Annotated in this window: 9 protein-coding genes; 4 read left to right on the top strand and 5 right to left on the bottom strand. The window is 67.3% G+C overall.

Going from position 1 to position 19,948, the window contains the following annotated elements:
- Positions 1 to 8 precede the first annotated feature (8 nt).
- Positions 9 to 1,625, bottom strand: coding sequence for a ShlB/FhaC/HecB family hemolysin secretion/activation protein (locus N5J73_RS10950; RefSeq protein ID WP_049448024.1), 1,617 nt, complete (start codon positions 1,623 to 1,625; stop codon positions 9 to 11).
- 201 nt (positions 1,626 to 1,826) lie between these two features.
- Between N5J73_RS10950 and N5J73_RS10955 the strand changes: the two genes are divergently transcribed.
- On the top strand, positions 1,827 to 2,162 hold the full coding sequence (locus tag N5J73_RS10955; RefSeq protein ID WP_049448023.1) for a hypothetical protein: 336 nt from the start codon (positions 1,827 to 1,829) through the stop codon (positions 2,160 to 2,162).
- 69 nt (positions 2,163 to 2,231) lie between these two features.
- Here N5J73_RS10955 and N5J73_RS10960 read toward each other — a convergent pair whose 3' ends face one another.
- Positions 2,232 to 2,684 (bottom strand): general secretion pathway protein, encoded by a 453-nt coding sequence (locus N5J73_RS10960; RefSeq protein WP_049448095.1) that lies wholly within the window; start codon positions 2,682 to 2,684, stop codon positions 2,232 to 2,234.
- A 115-nt stretch (positions 2,685 to 2,799) separates the two neighbouring features.
- Between N5J73_RS10960 and gspH the strand changes: the two genes are divergently transcribed.
- Genes gspH through N5J73_RS10975 form a run of 3 tightly spaced genes read left to right on the top strand, consistent with a single transcriptional unit; the run spans position 2,800 to position 4,216 of the window.
- Complete coding sequence (gene gspH, locus N5J73_RS10965) at positions 2,800 to 3,246, top strand: type II secretion system minor pseudopilin GspH (protein WP_164078509.1); 447 nt, start codon at positions 2,800 to 2,802, stop codon at positions 3,244 to 3,246.
- Positions 3,243 to 3,605 carry a type II secretion system minor pseudopilin GspI gene (gene gspI / locus N5J73_RS10970; protein WP_043396226.1) on the top strand — a complete coding sequence of 121 codons (363 nt, stop codon included), beginning with the start codon at positions 3,243 to 3,245 and terminating at the stop codon, positions 3,603 to 3,605. The genes gspH and gspI overlap by 4 nt, the downstream gene beginning before the upstream one ends.
- Positions 3,602 to 4,216, top strand: coding sequence for a prepilin-type N-terminal cleavage/methylation domain-containing protein (locus tag N5J73_RS10975; protein ID WP_049448020.1), 615 nt, complete (start codon positions 3,602 to 3,604; stop codon positions 4,214 to 4,216). The genes gspI and N5J73_RS10975 overlap by 4 nt, the downstream gene beginning before the upstream one ends.
- Before the next feature lie 474 nt (positions 4,217 to 4,690).
- Here the strand turns inward: N5J73_RS10975 and N5J73_RS10980 are convergent, their stop codons facing one another.
- The 3 genes from N5J73_RS10980 to gspF all read right to left on the bottom strand — a co-directional run bounded on the left by N5J73_RS10980 (position 4,691) and on the right by gspF (position 19,946).
- Complete coding sequence (locus N5J73_RS10980; protein ID WP_049448019.1) at positions 4,691 to 17,083, bottom strand: filamentous haemagglutinin family protein; 12,393 nt, start codon at positions 17,081 to 17,083, stop codon at positions 4,691 to 4,693.
- Positions 17,084 to 17,287: 204 nt separating this feature from the next.
- Entirely contained in the window at positions 17,288 to 18,478 is a 1,191-nt protein-coding gene (locus tag N5J73_RS10985; RefSeq protein ID WP_279940936.1) for a substrate-binding domain-containing protein, read from the bottom strand.
- Positions 18,479 to 18,746: 268 nt separating this feature from the next.
- A complete protein-coding gene (gspF, locus tag N5J73_RS10990) occupies positions 18,747 to 19,946 on the bottom strand; it encodes a type II secretion system inner membrane protein GspF (RefSeq protein ID WP_049448016.1) in 1,200 nt (399 codons plus the stop codon).
- Positions 19,947 to 19,948: the final 2 nt, after the last annotated feature.

The following is a 19,948-nucleotide window of genomic DNA, read 5'->3' on the forward strand; positions in this document are numbered from 1 at the left end:
GGGAAGGGTCAGTAACTGGTGCTGATGTTGAAATGCAGGCGCGGGTCGTCCTTGCGCGTGACCGGGCCGTCGGCATAGGGCCAGGCGTAGTCCAGGCGCAGTTGCAGGTGTTCGCCCAGGCGCAGCTGCGCGCCCAGGCCGACCGAGGCCAGGTTGTACTTGTCACGCTGCTCGGGCAGCGGCTGGCGCAGACGCAGGTAGGCCGCGTCGGCAAAGCTGTAGACGCGCAGATCGGTACGGCTCCACAGCGACCATGCCGGGGTACGCCATTCCAGGCTGGCCAGGCCGCCGTAATCACCAATCGCCTCGGCCGACAGGTAGCCACGCACGGTGTACATGCCACCGGCGGCGAACTGCTCGGCCGACACCAGCGGCGCATCGGTCACCTGCAACGAGCCGCGTGCATACCACTGCCAGTCGCTGCCGAAGGTATGCGTGTTGGCGACGTCCGCCTTGAACGCGACGAAGCTGGGGTCCGCCCAGTAGCGCTTCTGCCCGAACCCGATGGCATCGCTGCCATAGCCGAACAGGCGGCGGGTACCGGCCACCAGCTGGGTGTTGATGCTCAACTGATCCTGCTCGCCCTGGCGCACGCCGACAAACCCCAATGTGATCGGCGCGTACTTCAGCGGTGTCTTCAGGCTGTCCTGGCCCATCTGCGTGTCTTCCTCGGTGTCCTTGAAATCCACACCGAGGCTGAGCTGGCGCCACCACTGGCTGCTGCCGGCAAGGCGGTAGTTGAGCTTGAGGCCGATCGAATGGCCGTTCCCGATCACATTGGTACCGGTGCCGGTACCGACCTGCCCGCCGGCATTCAACACGCGGCTGTCGGACTTGTAGCCCGAGGCTTCCAGGCTCCACGGCGTGCCTTCGAACGGCATCGTGTACGAGGCCGAGAACACCTTGGCCTGCTTTGTATCTTCCGGCGCAAGGTACGCGCTGAGGGTGGCGCTGTGCCCGCGCTTCCACAGGTTGTCGTAGGCCAGCGACGCACTCAGGCGCAGCTTCTCGGTGTCGGCGCTGTGGTCGTTGTTGAGTGACGCACTGGCACGCCACGGCGACTTCTCTTCGACCTGCAGGTCCACATCCATCGTGCCCGGCACCTGGCCCTCGCGCACCAGCGGCATCACCTGGCGGCGCCCGCCCTCGTTCAGCGCAGTCAGTTCCTTCTGCGCCTGGTCGAAGTCCGGCACCTTGCCTTCCGCCAGCGCCGGCACGCGTTCGCGGATGCGCTCGGGCGATTCGTGCTTCGTCCCCACGACCCGCAGCTGGCCGATCGGCGTCTGCTGCACTTTCAGCAGCACCACGCCGCCACTGACCTGCTGCTCAGGCAGCTCCACGTAGACCGACTGGTAGCCCGCCTGCTGGTACAGCGTATTGACAGCATCGCGTGCTTTCTCGACATCGGCCAGGGTCTTTGCCGGGCCGAGGAAGGGTTCCACCGCGCGTTCAATGTCCCGGGGGTCGAGCACGGTATTGCCGCGCACGATGTATTCATTGATGTTCACGCTGGGCGCAGGCGCTGCCTCCTGGGCGAACAGCGGCAGCGGCAGCGCCACCAGGGCCAGCATCAACGGATGCAGGGGTAGCGGAAGGCGGACGGCTCGGCACGGAACAGGATTCATCGAAGGCATCGCGTCGTATCGAAGGGAGTGGCCAGGGAGCGGCGCGTGGGTCTACCAACAGGACGTGTACGTCGCGTCAAAGCCGCCAACAGTTTTGTGACAGCACTGTCATCTTTTGAAAGCGCCAGGACGCTCGCTGGCGGACCCCGCCTTCGCCACACGTCTTCATTGCAGAACGTCGATTGCTGCGGGAGATCCGAGATGCGTGAATCGTTGATGGCGGGCCTGCGCGCTACCCTCACCCTTGCGCTGCTGCTGGTGTTGCCCCCGGTGCGCGCTGACGAGACGAAGAAGCAGGAAGACGCCGCGCCCTGCATCGAAGTACAGGTCAATGGCGAGCGCATTCCGGCGTGGGACTGCCTGCAGCGCAAACTTGCGCCGGCATCGAAAGCGGCGAAATCACCGGCGCTCCCCGAGGCCGAACGGCTGATGCGGCAGCCCGGCAACCAGCTGATGCAGTACAACCTGGAAGGCACACGACAGCGCATGGGCGATGCCTTTGGTCGTTCGGTGGTACCGCAGCGTCCGGCGCGCTGAGCCCATGCCTCTGTAGAGTCGAGCCATGCTCGACTGTTCTTCCAGAGGCAGCCGAGCGTGGGCTCGGCTCTACAGGGAACTGGCCGGCACGATGCCATCGCCTGGCAACGGCGGCAGCTCAGGCACCGGCAGGCTGCGCGATTGCCCGGCCTGGTTCAATTCGACCGCGGTGGCACTGATGCTGGTCAGCACCGTGCAGGGTCCGAGTCGTTGGCCGGGCGCATACGCTTCCGCCGGGCGTCCATCTACCGAAAGCAGGGCCAAAGGCGCGTGGTCACCGGCCAGCACGCCCAGCACCACCACCTCGGTCTGCACCGCACCGGGGGACAGCAACCGCACCAGCGGCAGGCTGGCCACCGCATCGAACATCGGCCGTATCGGCACCTCGGCTTTCGCTTCGCTGGCTGTAGCCGCTGGCGCCACCGCAGACAGGGTGACGCTCCAATAGGCCACCACGGCCAGCAGCAGCGTCGCCGCCAGCAGGGTCAACATTCGATTGCGATCCCAGCGCCTGCCATCCATGTTCCGCACCACCGCCACGTTCGTGTCCGCCCACGCTAGCAGCTGTGGCTGACGCTTTTGTTTCATCATGCCGGCCTACGCTGGCAGGTATCGACCCGGACAAGAGGCAACGTCGATGCAGCGCGTGCAGCGTGGTTTCACCCTGCTGGAACTGATGGTGGTGCTGGTGATCATCGGCATCTGCACGGCCGGAATCGGGCTGGGCCTGGGCAGCCTGCTCGACCCGGGCCGGCAGCTGCGACAGGAAGCCGAGCGGTTGGCGCAGCGCCTGCAGGTGGCGCGCGATGAGGCGCGCATCGATGGCCGCCCCCTGCGTTGGCAGGCCGACGCCAACGGCTATCGTTTCAGCCGCCGCGAAGGCAGCGGTTGGGTGACCGTTGAACACGATGATCTGCTGCGTCCGCAGAAGTGGCAGGCAACGGGCATTGCGGTGCAGCCCGCCAACCCCATTGAGCTGAGCCCGGAGTGGATCGGTATCGCCTGGGAGCTTGGATTGTCGCTGAATGGTCGCAAACTGCGTCTTCGTGATGATGGCAGCGGACAGTTGCAGGTCGTGCAATGAAGCAGGCGGCGCGCGGATTCACCCTGATCGAAGTGCTGATCGCATTGGCGATCGTATCGATTGCACTGGCGGCGGTGATGCGCTCGGTGGCAGTGGCGACTGACGATCAGTCACGGCTGCGTGACCGTCGCCTGGCACTGATGTGTGCGCAGGATCGCTGGCAGGAACTGCGCCTGAGCGGACAGGCACCGCAGGATGCCCGGCAGCGCTGTGTGCAGGGGCGCAGCAGCTTCCTGGTGCTTCAGCATCTGGGCACGGGCAACGATGGCCAGCCGCAGCTGGAACTGAGTGTGGTTGCCGAGGAAGCTCCTCGGCAGTCGCTGGCGCGGATGCAGTTGCCATGGACGGCGGCGCAATGAGGCGCGCCGTCCGCGGCTTCACCCTGATCGAGGTGATGATTGCGATCACCATCATGGGCGTACTGGCACTGATCTGCTGGCGGGCGCTCGACAGCGTGGCCAACAGCGCCCAGCGCCTGCGCCAGGCCGATGCCGAGACCACGACGGCGCTGCGCGTGCTGCAGCAGTTCCAGCGTGATATCGAAATGCGCGCAGACGATGCGTTGATGAATGGTGCAGTGCGGCCGGCCGATCAACCGCAGCGGCTGCTGCCGCCTTCGCTGGTGAGCGAGCGGCATCCGGATGGGAGCTTCGCGCTGGAGATCACCCGCAGTGTCGGCAGCGATGGGCTGCGCTGGCAGCGGGTGCGCTGGTGGCGGCAGGGAAGTACGCTTTGGCGGGCCAGCGGCGCAGCGACGGATCGGTATCCCCTGCCGGCGCCGGATCTGTCGAAGGGCATTGCCGTGGCGCGCGAGGTACAGCGGTTCGAGGTGCGGGCATGGCAGCCCGGTGCCGGCTGGGCGCCGTTGCCGAGCGAAGGCGAAGTGCTGCCGGCCACCGGGCTGGAACTGCGGTTGGGCCTGCGCGATGGGCGTGGGCCGTTGAGTTACCGGCGGGTGCTGGAGCTTTAGGATTCCTCCCAGGCAAAGCATCCACGCATGGCGTGGATCTACTGCCAAGCCCGCTCTGGTGGGTGCCGACCTTGGTCGGCACTGAAGCTGGCCCAGCCATCCACGCATGGCGTGGATCTACTGCCGAGCGGCGCCTGCTGCCACGCCTTCTCTGGTGGGTGCCGACCGTTGGTCGGCACTGAAGCTGACCAAGCCATCGACGCATGCCGTGGATCTACTGACCAAGGTCGGAATCCACCGTGACACATTCGCGCGTCGTTCCTGCCGCCGGGCGCTCTCCTGCACCCGGCGGCGCCGTGTCGGTGATCCTCACCGCTGATGGCCGCTCCCTGCCCTCCGTGCCGTCCTGGCTGGGGCCGCCACCGTTCCGTGGCAGCTGGCCCGATGCTGTCTGTTCCTGCAGTCCAGCGGCATCCACACACGGCGTGGATCTACTGCCGATCAAGGTCGGCACTCGCCGGGATCGTGCGATGCCTAGCGGCGCTGCGTGCCCTCGTCGCGACTTGCCTGCGGGAACTGGAAGGCACTGTTGGCGTCATAACCGCTGTTGGCAGTGTTGCCACGCGCCGGCGGGTTGATGCTGCTGGTGCCACTGCCGAAGCCGAGGATCTGCACGCTGATCACCGACGGCTGGTTGCGCCGTGCATCATCCTGGCTCTTGCGCATCACATCCTGTGCGGCCTGGCTGGCGCTGTTCGCTGCCGCACTGGCCGAAGCCAGCGCATTCACGTTCACCGTGGCCAGCACCGGCAGGCCCTTGCTCTCACCCTGCACCTGGATGTTGGCTGCATTGAGTACCTGCAACGCCGCCAGGTTGATGTTGCCCGAGACACGGATACCCGCTTCGCCCGCGTCGATGGTGCCCAGCGGCGCGATCAGGTCGACGTCGCCCGGTCGTACTTCGGCAATGGGGTTCAACGTTGCGATGCCTGCACCACTGGCCGGGGCCTGCGGCGACAGGATCACATTGCCCCAGCCGTCATAGACGCGGCGCGGTGGCGTGTACAACAACGTCGTCCGCGAACCACGACCGGCGTTGATGTCGCCCTGCTCCGACCACGCCAGGATGTCACCACCGAACGTCGTCATCACCCGCGACAGACCCAGCAGCACGCTGTCCTGGCTGAACAGCCGGATGTCACCCTGCCCCTGGGTCACCAGCCCGGCACTGGCCGGCGGCACCACGCCCTGCACACCGATCACGATCTGCCCACCCGGCGCCATCAGCTCGATGTTGCCGCCGGCTTCGGTACGCACGCCGGAGCCGCCGTACATCACGATGTCGCCGGTGCGGTCGATGGCCGTTCCGGCAGCATTCCTGTCCGGCATCAGCGTGGCGATCGCCTCGCGGCCGCGCAGGTAAGAACCGAAACGCGGACCTTCGGCATCGGTGTACTCGCGGCCACCTTCACGCAGTTCGGCGTAGTAGACCTGGCGCAGGAAGATGCGCTGCTGTTCCTTCGGCAGCCGGTCGAATGCTGCCAGGGCCTCGGCGCCATCAACCGCCAAACCGAAGCGCTGCTGCAGCCACTCCCTCAACTCCTTGTCGTAGATCTTCACCGCCTTGCCCGGCTGCGCAGCCAACGACTGCGAGGGATCGGCGAGGTTGGCCGGATCCAGGTAGTGCGTGCGCAGTGCATCGAAATCAATGCCCTGGTTGCCGGCAGTCACTGCGATGCTGGCGCCGGGACGGGCATCGCCTTGCACGACGCCGCCCAGGCTCACGATGCTTCCGGCCTCTTCCTGGCGCAGCTGCCGGCCCGCACTCACTTCGACGTTGCCGGGGCCGGCAACCGTCAGGTTGCTGCGGATGATGTCCCGGCCCGCTTCGATCCCGCTGATATCGGTACCGCTGGTGTTGAGCGCGGTGACATCCGCGCCGATCACATCGCGACCGGCGCGCAGCTGTACCGCCGAGCCCGCTTCGTACCAGTCGAATACGGTACGCGCGCCGTTCTCGGCATTGCGCGACAGTTGCCGCCTGTCGCCGCTTCCCAGCCCGATGATATCGCCGGCCACTGCATAGAACCGGCTGGCCACGGTCGGTGTGGTTGGCAACAGCACGCCGAGCGCGGTATTGGGACCGAAGGCAAAGTACGGCAGCGTAGTGCCAGGACTGGCGCCGTTCCCGTCCGCGGGTACATTGCTGCGCACGGTTCCTGCGTTTCCGGGGCCTTGCGCGATGAAGCCGGGATTGAATGGGCCGGGGACACGGGCATCACTGCTTGAGCGCACAATCTGAGTGGCCCGGTCGGTAGCCAGGATCGATCCTCCCGCCAATACCTCCAGCCGACCCGACGCCGAGGGCGCCAGCACGATGACGTCCTGCGCATCGGGCACGCTGCCACTGCGCAGACTGGCGAGATTGATGTTCCCGGAGGCCGCGATAGCCGTGAACCGGGAGGGATACAACCAGTAGTTGAGATAGGCATCGCCATTGCTGGGGTTGATCCTGATCACCTCCCTACCCTGGTTGCTGCCGGTCGTGTGCTGCGTGCCAACCAGGCCCGGCGAGAGATTTCCGCCTGCGGAGAACAGGTCGAGTGCGGTGCGCGGCGTCCACAGCGAGAACCAGCTTGTGCCCGACGCGTGGCCGCCCCCTTCCAGCAGGATATCGTTGAAATTGGCCACGGGAACCCGGCCGGGATCGGCGGCACTACCCAGTACCACATCGCCGCGCGCCTGCACCTGGGCGGTGGAATCGCCCAGCACCAGCACCGGCCCGGCCATCGCAACGGGTGCGTCGGCCACGAACGGATTGTGCAGGCCCAACGTGCCGTAGCTGCTTTGTATCGCGCTGAGACCGCCGATGCGCGCCGCCTGCAGCAGCGTGCTGCCGCGTAGATTGGTCACGGTGCCGTTGAGATCCAGATCCTGCTGGAAACCTTCGGGCTGCTGCGCGCTTGCGCGCAGGCCGGGGTTGACCGCTCCGCCGCTTCGCAGCGTCAGGTCTCCGCCCCCCGTCAGATGCAATTCACCGTTGCTGACCCGTCCGGTCGACCCGACCGCCGCGACGATCGCGCTGGAATGGGGCGCCGTCAACAATCCCAGAGCATTGCCCATCGGCGCGATCACGCCCGAGTGGCGGCCTGCTTCCAGGGACAGATTACCGCCGCCCAGCGTGCCGAAACCGGTAAAGCCGACCAGGCGAGGCGTCGCATCCAGCTCAGGGCCCACCGTGCTGTAGGTACCGAAATTGATCCACCAGCTGGTTGCGCTCTGCACTACACCAGCAGTCGTGCCCGATCCCTGGCGCCACAACCAGTTGCCCACCGCGGCGCTGGAATGCCCGGCCTGGTCGCGCTGCGGCGTGCCCGCCTCTGCGCGCGCGCTCCAGGTATCACCGGTGATATCGCGGCCCGCTTGCACGTGCAGATTGCCACCCTGGTCGGGGTACCACGCCTGGTAAGTGGCGATGGCGGCATCGTAGCGGCCGGACGCCTGGACCGGGCCCAGCAGCGCGGTGTTCCTGGGCACTGGGGCCCGCCCCGGGGTGAACTGCGTGTCACGGCCATCACCCAGCGCCGTCGGCGCACCTGCGGTGTACACACCGAAACCGGACTTCATGCGCACATCCTGCGCGGCCAGCAGCGCCAGGTCACCCTTGCCGGTGCGCAGGACGCTCCAGGCCGGTGCACCCAGGCGCTTGCCATAGGTCGTGACTTCAGTCAACGTGCCGCCGCCATAGCAGTAGCCCATCGCCGCGCAGATTTCTTCCTCCGACATGCCCATCTCGGCCCCGAGCTCCGTAGCCGGGCGGCCGACCCACGATTCATCGCCCCACCATGCCAGCGAGCCTTCCTTGTCGACCAGGCGCGGGGCCGGACCGCAGTAGGGTCCGGAATCACAGACATCGCTCTCGGTCATGCCAAGCTCCCGAGCGAGATCCGCTACGGGTTTTCCGACCCACGACTCATCGCCCCATAGATCCAGCGAGCCATCCACGGTGATCACGCGGTCGCCCTTCCATTCCGTCGTCGTGGTCACCGTACCGATGGTGCTGTAGTGGCTGTCGGCCAGCACGATGCTGCCGTCACTCCCCCAGCGCCGGGTACGCGGATCGGCGGCGGTCGTATCAGCACCGGCCACCGCGGTCAGGTCCCACGAGGTGGTGCCTTCGGGCAGCATGGCCGCCAGCGCCCAGTTGCGGCCCTGGCGTCCGCTGGCATCGGCCGCCCGCAGCTTCACCGGTGCATCGCCTGGCAGCTCCACCTTGGTCATCGACGGGATGATCGCACCGGCATGCAGGTTCAGCGCGCCTGAAAGCTTCATCGCCATGGGCAGGGCGACGCCGGCCGGCCACACCTGTGCGGCCAACGGCGCCGGCGTGCGCAGGCGGAAACCGGCACCCAGTCGGGCACCGGACTGCAACGCCAGCGCCTGTGCCAGCACGGTGCCGGCCACCATCACCTGTCCGCTGTCTGTGGTCACTACCGCGCCCAGCACGGTACCGGCCGGCAGCAGCAGCGGCCCGGACAACACCATCTCCGCCGGTAGCACGGTTCCGGCCGGCAGGGTTACCGCCTCGAAGGGCAGCGCATAATTCAGCGTGGCACCGGCGCGGAACTCGGTGCCGCCCTGGAGCTGGACACCCTCGCCCGGCACGATCAGGTCACCGCCAAACGCGGTGTTCGGTGAACCCGTACTGCGTCCTTCCAGCAACACCCAGCCGTCTTCATCGGGATTGGCAGGCGGTGGCGCGAACCCATCGTTGATGCTGCCGTAGACATTGACGTCGCCCTCGGCACGCAGTACCAGCGCGGCCGACTCACCGAAGCCACGGCGCGCAGGATCGGCCCGGTTCGACTGCGGTCCGTAGCGGTAGCCGGACAGATCGATATCACCGGCCACGACCAGATCACCGCGCGGGTTGTCACTGCTGGTTCGCGCCATGATCTGCACACCGGGGCGCAGGCGATAGCTGCCCAGTGCGGAGATGCGCTGCTGCAACCCGGTATTGGCCAGCGCGGCGTTCATCCACTGGCTGTTGTCCGGATCCACCACCGTATCCAACCATTGCTGGTTGATCACCTGCGGACGATGGCCATGCACGTCCGGAGCGCTGGCCAAAGGCGCCGAATCATAGCTGCGGAAGGCGTTGACCTGCACGTCGCCGGCACCGGCGATGCGGATGCCGCTGGCCACCTCGATCGCTGCATCGTTGCTGCCCACGCGGGGCACGTTGAGCTTGACGCTGCCGCGTGCGCGGCCGTCGTTCTGGCCCGGCCCGCTACCGGTGGCCACCGACGTGCCGGCGCGCAGGTCCATCGAGGCAGCCGCACCCAGCTGCAGGCTGCCGTTGGCCGAGGTCAGTTCGATCATGGCCCGGTTCGGGCTGTCGATGATCTTGCCGTAGCTGTCCACGCGCAAGGCGCTGCCATGCGCGTCCAATGTGCCATCGATACGCAGCACGTCGCGGGCGGACAGGCGGATGCTGCCGACCTGTTCGCCACTGGCATCAACGCGGCCATTGACCTGCAGGCTGCCGCCATCGACGCTGATATCAACGTTGCGGGCCTTCACCTCATCGCCGATCACCAGGTCGCCTTCGCTCAACTGGAAGGTCCGGCCACCGGTAATACCACCGCCGGTAAGCCGTGTATTGAGCCCGGAGAAGTCCTGCAACTGGCGTGCGCGCACCACCACTTCGCCACCGTCATAGGGCACTTCGGTGCCACCGGCGTCGTAGCGGCCGCTGGCACCGCCAAGCAACGTACCTGCCAGATCGACACGGCCGCCCTGCGGGCCCAGCGCAGCAACGGTCAAGCGGCCGCCGCGGTTGTTGCGGGCGGAAAGATCGATCCGCGACGCCGCGTCGGCAACGATGTCACCTTCGCGGCTCGACAGCGCCACGTCACCGCCCCAGCTGTACTTGTCCACGTCGAACAGACTGACCTTGCGCCCTGCCATGTCCAGCACTGCATTGCTGCCAAGCACCACGCCCTGGCGTGCGTTGGCCTCGAACCTGCCGGACGCCAACGCCACCCTGCTGTCGATCACAACGCGTTCGGCCGTGATGGACAACTCGGCACCCAACGCATCGCTGCCCGCGGTCGCCGCGGCGCCGCGCAGCTGCACCGTACCGCCATTGCGGATTGCCAGCTGCGCACCGGCATCACCGGTCAGCAGGGGAGTGACGATGTCCAGCGCGCCGCCACTGAACTGCCAGCCGCTGCCTGGCAGGTAGTCGCCCTGCTGCTGGAACACATCGAGGCTGCCCTTGCCCGAGAACAGCATGCGGTCCGACGCTGCCAGGGTAACGCCGGCAAAGCCGAGCACCTGGCGACCGGCCGCCACAGACGAGTTGGGGCGGGTGAACGGCGCACGCCCCAGTTCCAGCACCCGTGTATTGATCTCCAGCTGCCCTTGGCCGAGCCGGCCCACCATCGCCTCGCCGGGCGGTTGTGCCAGCTCGCCGCCGGGCAGGTCGGTGCCGGCCAATGTCCCATCCCAGACCAGCGTGTCGGCGAAGATGCGCGCGCGGTCGGTGGCGGCAGCATAGCCGTGGATGGCCGGCGCACCCAGCACCAGATTGCGCAGGCTGCTGCGACCGGTCGCGCCATCGCGCGTATCCAGGTCGACACTGCCGAACACGTTGATGGCATCACGCGCGGTCAGGCTGAGCGCCTCCAGTGCGGGAGCGCCGATGGCGGTGTTTCCGCGCAGCAACCGCTGCAGCACCTCCTGGTTCATGGTCATGCCCGTGGGCAGGCCGCCGGCCGCCGACGCCATCGCAATGGCCTCGGTGCTGCCCAGGTTGAGTGCGGACATGCCCAGGCCGAGCTGGCGCGTGCCATAGCTCAGCGAGTCACCCATGTTCAAGGCGCCGTCGGTGACCACGTTGATGCTGCCCGCCGACAGCAAGCGGGTCTGCCCACTGCAGTCCGCCTCGCAACCGCCGATGTCGATCGCTACCGGCCCGCCGGCACTTCCGCCCTGTGCACTGAGCGCCGTCAAGCGCTGGTTGGACACGGCAAGCAGGCCGCCCGCGACCAGGTAGGGCGCCGTGGGCTGCGCCACGCTCGACGGGCCCGACTGGGACAGGGTGTCGATCGAAACGCCCTGCTCGACCAGGATACCCCTGCCTCCGAACGCGGCCGACAGCAGCACTTCCTGCGCCGTCAGGTTGACGCCGTTGCGCACCACGATGTGCTGTGCGCCGCCCTCCAGCGCATAGGTGGTTGCATCGCGCCGCAGCGTGCCGCCGATCAGCATCGTTACCGGACGGAATGCATTGAGCGTGGTATCGGAGACGGTAGCGCCGCGCCCGCTGGCGGCATCGGCGCCCTCGCTGGCGATCTCCAGCGCTGCACCATTGGAGACACGCAGATTGACCGAGAGCGTGCCGCCGAGCCCGTCACTGCTGCCGGCGCCAAAGCGGGACAGGCCGAGGAAGGTTGCCGCCGGGGTACCCGACCGTCCTGCGCCTTCACCGAACACCAGGTTGAGGCTCCCGGCATCCACCGTCCGCCAGCGCAGCGCTTCGCCACGCCGCTCGGCCACGCCGTGCACGAACGCGTTGTAGGAGGTTTCGTTGTAGCCGGCGTGGCGGCGAACCGCCTCCGCTGGTGTCAGCACCAGGTCGGTGAGCAACGGCGACACCGCCCCGCCCAGGCCCTGCGCGCGGTGCCCGCTGACGCGCCAAGAGCCGGTGCCGGTCGCCACCGGCGAGACGTTGCCCAGCGCGCTCTCGGCGCCGATCTCGACGCGGAATGCGCCCTTCTGCAATGCGTAGTTCGCCGGCAGCAACGTGTAGGCTCCCGCCGGGAGTCCAGGCACGCCGTCCGGAATGACGATCTCCTGGCCGACACGGGGATCGACGCTGCCGTCACCGGTCGCCAGCGGTGCCTGCACGTCCGCTCGGCCCGGCACGATTGCGTAGACCGCATTGCCCGCACGACTGAAGCCATAGCGTGGATTGGCATCCGCCAACGAATGCCGCAGGACATCGACCGAGCCACCGCGCCCGGCGACGAACGCAGCGCCGGTCAACTCACCTCCGCCGGAGACATCCACGATGCTGCCTGCGGCACCGTTGAAGGCGTTGGCGACGATATCCACACCGATCGGGGCATCGATCGATCCAGGAACCAGCACATCGAACTCGGCGCCGTTCCGGCGCCATGTCACACCGTCCACGGTACCGCCAAACGGAAGCGCCAGGCCGGCGCCACTGATCGAGGTCACGCTGCCACCCAGCAGGTCGACGCGGCTGGCGCGATTGGTGTTTCTTTCACCGCCACCCAGTTGGACGCGGCCCCACGGCGCCTGCACGTTGCCGCCCTGCACCACCGTCGCCGCGACCAGTTCCAGGCGGCCGAATGCCGAATCCGGTGCCGGTTGCGTGGCACTGCCAACGCCGTGGATGCGCAATACAGCCTCCGGGTTCTGCCAGGCAGGCTGTCCCGACGGACCGATGTCCGCAACGCCAGCGACGATGCGCCCACGCGCCCGGGCCGCCGGGTACAGACGGGCTGCACTGATATCGATCGAACCCGGGGACGACAACGAAGTTTCCTGGGCGCTGCTGGCTCCCGGTGCCAGCAGGCGGATGTCGCCACGGCTGTCCAGGTTGACATGGTCGAAGCCCGCCAGCCAGCTAACGTCGCGCAGGTCGATCAGGTTCGCCTTCACATCGAAACGATGTTGCTTCCCTTCGTCGAACCGCGCCTCGACCGGCCGCAGCGTGCCCTCCCCCGCCGGCTGCCACCAGCGTCCCTGCGCAAGGCGCACGTAGGGCGCGCTCAGCAACAGGCGGCTGCCCTCGCTGTTGCCTTCCGCAAACCCCAGGGCGCGCTCATTCATGCCATGGATGCGCAGGCTTTGGTCCATGCCCAGATTGACATCTCCCTGGGCGCGGATGTCGCCGAACAGGGCCAGATGATCGAAACCACCGGCCTCGATCTGCTCCGCCGACAGTGCCGCATGGCCGTACTCAAGGCGTGCAGGCAGGTCCGCCGTCTGCGCGGCGTGCTGGGTCAGCGAGATCACCCGTGGCGCCAGCACGTCCTTGCCCACTGCCGTTCTGCCGTAGGTGCCGCCCCCAAAGGCAACACCGAGGGTACCGCCGCGCGCGCCGTCGCCGCCCGCTGCTGCGTCCAGTTCGCCCTGCAGGTACAGCGCATTGCCCGCGCGCAGCACGATGCTGCCGCCATCGCTGTCCACCCGGGTGCGCCCGCTGCCATCAATGTCCAGCAGCGCCGAAGCACCGGACGCGTCCAGCCGCGCACCGCGCTCCACCACCACGAAGGTATCGGGCGGCAGGTGGCGTACGTTGTCCTGGTCTTCCCAGTCCAGCGCCCCCCCGATCTCGATCGTTCCACCCTTGCGCACCTGTCCGCGCAATGTCCGGCGCGCGTCGGGCAGGGAAACGCTATCGCCACTCACGTCAAGCAGTGCGCCTTCAGCGATTGTCCACTGGCGCTCGCGGCGTGCATCGCCGCGTACGCCCGACGGATCGAATGCCTCATCCAGGCGGATGCGGCCGCCGGCCGCCTTCAGACCGCCAGCCACGTCCAGGTTGCCGGCGCTGAACAGTTCGATCGACTGGCCGGCATCGACCTCGATCCTTGCACCCTTGCCAACGCGCAGATCGGCCGTGGACAGCAGATGCCCTGCGCGCAGTGCCAAGCTCGCGCCGCCGCGCTGCGATACACGCCCGCTGGCCGGATCCGCCTCATACAGCGACGGCGTCCAGGCCTGAACGCCCTGCTCGCGGGCCAGTGCCTGCTGTGCGCCCTCGGCCAGGCGCAGCGCCGGTCGTTCGACCTGCAGCTGGGTACCTTCTTCAACCGTCAAGCCGTTGTGACCGGCGATGTCATAGCCGGCGAAGCCACTCCTGAACAGTGCTGGCTGCAATCGCAACGACGCCGCCGATGCATCCGTGCCAGGCGCGCCGATGGACACCACACCGCCGGTTGCCAACGTGAAGTTGCCGCTGCCATTGCCGAGCGCGCTGAAGCGTGCGTCCTCGCCGATACGGATCCGTCCGCTGCCGTCAGTGCCAACCTCGGTGCTGGCCGCGAGCAGGCTGACACTGCCACCCTTGCCTACGCGCCCCTTGCCACTGGCATCGATCGCGCCGCCGGCATCGACCAGAATCTCGGCCCGCTCGCCCACATGGATGTCGTGGCTGCTGTTGAAGCGCACCTGTCCGCCGTCGATCCACGCCTGTGCGGGACCGCCATCCGGCGCAGCAAGCGCGTTGCCCCAACCGCCGCCAAGATCGATCCGTGCGCCGGCCGCAACATCCACCGCACCATGTCCGGACGTCAGCAATGCCGTGGGCCCGCCAAGCGCCGCAAGCAGATTCCCGGCTTCCACCTGCCCGCCGGCAATCTGCACCGTTCCACCAAAGTTGACGCGGCTTGCGGTGAGTCCAAGCCGGCCGCCCTCCTGCAACCTGAGCGTGCCGTCGAGGTCGATACGACCGGCCGATGCGAGGTCCACCTGCCCCCATCGCTGGGCGCTCAGCACCTCACTGTCCAACCACACGGTATCGCGCTGTGCTTCCCCGACTGGCGCCTGCAGCGTCCACGGCCGGGTGTCGGCCTGGAGCGCTCCAATGCGGACATTCGAGTCAAACACCGCGCTGCGCCCACTGTTGTCGAAACGTCCGAGCCAGAGCTGGGCGTTGCGGGCCGCCGCCGTCTGTGCCTGCGCGTAGCCCTCCTGCTCCTGATCGGGCCGGCGCGTCTGCTGTGCGCCCTGGAAGGCCACCGTATCCACCTGGCCCTGCAGAACGGCCGTGGGCGCCGAGATCAACAGGCGGCCAGCATCGCGTCCCACGGTATAGCCATTGTCGAAACGCTGGGTGGGTGCCACCAGCGGATTGCGGAACGATTCGGTCATCCCCCACCGTTCCTGCTTCACTTCATAGCCCTGGTACAGACCGTCGTACAGCATCTCGGCCGGTGCATCATCAAGCCGGTACAACTGCCCGTCGCGGCCCCGCAGCCAGCTCTGCTGCACCACGCCGGACTGCACATCCAGGCTGCCACCGGCCAGATTGATGCGCGAACCGGCGTGGCTGACGACTTCCTTGCCTGCCAGCTGGACGGTGCCGCCCTGCGCCGCCCATTCGCTGATCGAATGCCCCTGATTGTCCAGGTAGCCACCCACTTCCAGCAGGCCGCCGCCGGCATACCAGCGCGTGCCTTCATAACCGCCGGTACCGGCGGCAACTTCGGTCAACTGGCGGCGGTCGATCCACACCTCGCTGCTGATCAGCTTGCCGCTGTCACGGTTGTCCGGCGAATCGCGCAACTCATTGCCCTGCACCTTCACCTTGACGTTGTTGCTTTCCATCGCCACCTGCACACCCACCGCACCGGAGACGTCCACGCGCGCGCCATCATCCAGATAGCTGCGCCGGCTGGCGTCGGCGATCACCTGGCCGCCGGTGGCCACCGCCAGCGAACCGGCCTGGAAGTTCACATCGCCGCCGGAGACGACTTCGATGCGGGATTGCTCACGGCGGTCCTGCAGGCGCGAGAGATTGTCGAAGGTGCCACTGTTGCTGGAACCGCGAAGCTTGTCCTGCTCGGCCGATTCCTTGATGAGCGCGTTGCGCTGGCTGTCCAGCGCCGTGCTCTTGCCATCGTCTTCCAGCAGTACTGCCGTGGTCGAGCCGGCGGCCAGGGTCACGCTGCCGGCCGCATCGGACGCCGAGTTCAACAGGTGCACCGTACCGCGCTGGTTCAACGTGGTGGTCGCAACCGCAACGCCGGCCTGCTCGACGGTGCGGCCGGCCAGCGTGACATCGCCTTCGCGCGCCTGGATCAGACCACTGTTGCGAACACTGCCCGCCGTGCTGTCAGCGACGAAGCGCGGGGCAATTTCATTGCCGCGGGTGGTGGACGCGGTGTTCTGGGCGGTTCCCACGCCGCGACGGATCACGAAACTGTCACCGGCGGCCAGCTGGGTCTGTCCCTTGCGCGTTTCGATCTGGCCCGCGTTTTCCACGCTGTGCCCAGCCAGCAGCACATAACCGCCGCCCCGTGTAGCCGTGGTCGGTTCGTGCGTGGTGATGCGCGCACCGCGTTCGACCATGACCTTGCCCACGGCGTCGGTCAGCGCCGAGGTGTTCGCGTCGGCACTGTACAGGCCCTGCTCGCGGAACTGCGCATCGCTGATGCGTGCGGCCGCTGCCACCAGATTGCGGACATTGACCTGGCTGTTGTTGCCGAACACCACACCGTTGCGGTTGGCCACGAACACCGTGCCATTGGCCTTCAGCTGGCCAAGGATCTGGCTGGGCCTTGCGGCGGGATCATTGACCCGGTTCAACACGGCCCAGTCGGGGTTCTGCAGGAAATTCAGTGTGGTGTTGCCACCAATGTTGAAGGTTTCCCAGTTCAGGATCGCCTGGTCGGCGGTCTGCTCGATGTTGACCAGCACCCGCCCGTCGGCCGCCTGCGACTGGATCGCGTCGCGCGCATTGATCCAGCCACGCGTCAACGGATTCTCGTCAACCTTCAGGCCATCCTTGCCCAGGCCATCGGCCACTACGAATCCCGCCTCGCGGCGCGCCTGCCGTGCCTGTTCCTGCAGGCGCTGCTGCAGGGCGATGGCCTGCGCGGCCGTACCAAGGTTGTCGATCGACTGCTGCAGCTTCTGCCGTGCCGCATCCTGCTGCTGCGCGGGTAGCTGGAACTGGATCGGCACACCATTGGGCATGCGCCCGCTCTGTGCGGCCGCGCCCTGCGCCGCACCGCGCTCGGCGAACCAGCCGGGGCTGAACGCCTGTTGGGCCTGAGTGGCCGGAGCCACCACGCTGCCCAGGGCCACTGCGACGGCCCAGGCCATCGGGTGGCTGCGCCACAGGGCAGCAGGGAAACGGGCGGTGGGCGAATGCGGGTGCGACATCGGGGACCTCGTCAACCTGATGGGCCGCGCTGGCGGCGGCGTGTATGGATGGGCCTGCGCCAGGCACGCCCTGCACCTCATAGACGGTGGCGGCGGCGTGAAGGCGACAGGCGCATCACTGTCATGCAGCGGACATACGCAGAAGGCGCCGGCATTGCTGCCGGCGCCCTTGTGCGTTTCCTGCAACTACCAAAGCAATCGCAGTTACAGCGGACGGCCGATGCCCGAGCAGGTGCTGGGGTTGTTCACGGCCCCGGCGTTGGTGGCGGTCGCAAAGCGGGTGCGGATCGCATCACGCCAGGCCTTGGTCAGCGGGATGAACTTGTGCGCGCGGATGGCGGCGTCGTTCGGGCCCTGCTCCACGCCGTTGATCACCGTGCTGCCGTAGTGGCGGGTCAGGAAGCCGCGGATGTTGGCGCCCACGGTGCCGTTCTTGTAGCACTGGCCGAACACGAAGTTGGTGTAGCCCGCGATCGGGTAGCCCGCGTTCGGGTTGCCGAACACCGGCACCCAGTTGGCCGGGTTCTCAGCGGCGGCATCGGTCGGTGGAGCGACGGTTTCCAAGGTCGCCTGCACGCTCACTTCGTCCGGCGAGAAACCCTTGACCTTGGCGACCTTGGTGGCGTCGGTCAGGCTCGGGATCACGTCCGGGCCGACGTAGCCGATGCGGCCATCGGCAGCGTACACGGCGTTGTACACCGAGGTGCCGCCGGTGGCCGGGGCAGCGACGAAGTTCGACGGAACCGTGGTGAACAGGTTGGCGAAGGTCGACTGCACCGAGAAAGCCGGCACGCCATTGGTCAGCTTCAGCGCGGTACCGGAGACGTCGGCCGGCTTGCAGGCGCTGGTCAGGAAGCGGGCCAGCAGCTCGGTGGTACCGCTGCTCTCGCCACGGTAGACCACCTGGATGGCACCGCTGCGGGCGCTGTCGATGCTCGACCAGCTGGTGATCTTGCCGGAGAAGATGCCGCAGATCTGGGTCACCGACAGGTCAACGGCCGAACCGGCCTTGTTGAACGGAATCGTGACCGAGGTGGCTACCGACGGGATCTGCACCAGGGCGCCGTAGCGGTTGGCATCGCCGGACACGTTGTAGGTGCTGTTGTAGGTGTTCAGCTCGGTGCTGCTCAGCACCGAATCGCTACCGGCGAAGTGCACGGTACCGGTGGTGGAGAACAGCGCCGAGTTGTTTTCCAGGAAGGCCTTCTTGCCGGTACCCGAGCCGGTCACGGCGTAGCTGAAGTTGGCCGGCAGGATGCTGTCAGCCGAACCCTTATAGAGGTCGGCCGGCAGCGAGGCGCCGCCGCCGGTGACGGTGGTCCGGGCCGAAGCGGCACCGGCAGTGGCCAGCAGCGCGGTGGCAACCAGCGCGGCCAGGGTCTTGTACTTGTTCATGATCTTCTCCTGAAGGGTTTACTGCGAAGGGAAACACCAAGGGAGGAACGGTCACTACACGCCTGCTGCCGCCGAGGGCCTCCCAGCCCACTCTGCGGCGACGTGTCCATGCTGGTCCGCGCCGATGACAGGCCGCTTAAGAAACCTGTGGAAGATCGGAAAAAGGTGTGGAGGATTGTGTGGAGAATCGATGTCAGTAGATCCACGCCATGCGTGGATGTGCCGCCCATGGCGCGCGTCTGGTGATCCATCCACGCATGGCGTGGATCTACTGCACCAGTTGGTTCATTTCCATGATCGGCATCAGCACCGCCAGCACGATCGTCAGCACCACGCCCCCCATCACCAGGATCATGGTCGGCTCCAGCAGCGCGGTCAGCGCCATCGCGCGACGCTCGATCTCCCGCGAGATCGTCTGCGCAGCGCGATCCAGCAACGGCGCCAGCGAACCGGTTTTTTCGCCACTGGCCACCAGGTGCACCAGGATCGGCGGATACACCTTCTGCACCTTCAGCGCAGAGCCAAGCGCCGCACCTTCGCGCACGCGTGCGGACACATCATCGGCACAGCGCGCCAGCAGTGCATTGCTCAGCGTCTGCCGGGCAGCTTCGAGCGCGCGCAGCAGCGGCACGCCCGCATCCAGCAGGATCGCCAGCGTCGAGGCAAAACGCGCACTGTTCACGCCCAACACGAAGCGCCCGATCATCGGCACCCTCAGCAACAGCGCATCCCAGCGCAGGCGCAGCTCGGGCCGGCGCAGGGCCAGCCGCCACGCCACCACCAGCGCAGCGATGCCCAGCCCCACCCACACGCCCCAGCTGCGCACGAAGGCGCTGGCCGCCAGCATCACCTGGGTCAGCATCGGCAGCGTCTGCCGCGCCTGCACGAACGCGGTCACCACCTGCGGCACCACGTAGCTGAGCAGGAAAATCACGATCGCCACCGATACCAGGCTGATCGCCGCCGGATAGATGAAGGCAGTCAGCACCTTGGCCTGCAGCGCATTGCGTTCTTCGATGTAGTCGGCCAGGCGCTCCATCACTCGCGCCAGGTCGCCGGAGTCTTCACCCGCCCCCACCAGTGCCCGATAGATCGGCGGGAAATCGCGAGGCCGCGCGGCGAGTGCCACGGTCAGGCGCTGGCCGGCACGCACGTCGGCGCGTACCGCGGTGAGTGCCTGGGCCACGTGCGGGCGTTCGGCCTGCTCGATCACCGCACTCAATGCGCCTTCCAACGGCAGGCTGGCCGCCAACAGGCTGGCCAGCTGGCGCGTAGCCCAGGCCAGCTCGCTGGCGGACAACCGGCGAGCCCCCCAACCACTGCCGGCACTGCGAGCCGCACTCACTTGCACGGGGGTCAGCCCGCGCCCGCGCAGCAGCTGGCGCGCTCCGCGCGGGCTGTCGGCGTCCAGCTGGCCCTTCTCGATGCGGCCCTGCGCGTTGGCGGCCTGGTAATCGAACAGTGCCATCG

This window comes from Stenotrophomonas sp. GD03654 (assembly GCF_029845105.1).
Classification (GTDB): domain Bacteria; phylum Pseudomonadota; class Gammaproteobacteria; order Xanthomonadales; family Xanthomonadaceae; genus Stenotrophomonas; species Stenotrophomonas africana.

Excerpts from the sequence above, each read along its gene's own strand:
- N5J73_RS10950 (WP_049448024.1), bottom strand. The coding sequence starts at position 1,625 with ATGAATCCTGTTCCGTGCCGAGCCGTCCGCCTTCCGCTACCCCTGCAT.
- N5J73_RS10955 (WP_049448023.1), top strand. The coding sequence starts at position 1,827 with ATGCGTGAATCGTTGATGGCGGGCCTGCGCGCTACCCTCACCCTTGCG.
- N5J73_RS10960 (WP_049448095.1), bottom strand. The coding sequence starts at position 2,684 with ATGGATGGCAGGCGCTGGGATCGCAATCGAATGTTGACCCTGCTGGCG.
- gspH (WP_164078509.1), top strand. The coding sequence starts at position 2,800 with ATGCAGCGCGTGCAGCGTGGTTTCACCCTGCTGGAACTGATGGTGGTG.
- gspI (WP_043396226.1), top strand. The coding sequence starts at position 3,243 with ATGAAGCAGGCGGCGCGCGGATTCACCCTGATCGAAGTGCTGATCGCA.
- N5J73_RS10975 (WP_049448020.1), top strand. The coding sequence starts at position 3,602 with ATGAGGCGCGCCGTCCGCGGCTTCACCCTGATCGAGGTGATGATTGCG.
- N5J73_RS10980 (WP_049448019.1), bottom strand. The coding sequence starts at position 17,083 with ATGTCGCACCCGCATTCGCCCACCGCCCGTTTCCCTGCTGCCCTGTGG.
- N5J73_RS10985 (WP_279940936.1), bottom strand. The coding sequence starts at position 18,478 with ATGAACAAGTACAAGACCCTGGCCGCGCTGGTTGCCACCGCGCTGCTG.
- gspF (WP_049448016.1), bottom strand. The coding sequence starts at position 19,946 with ATGGCACTGTTCGATTACCAGGCCGCCAACGCGCAGGGCCGCATCGAG.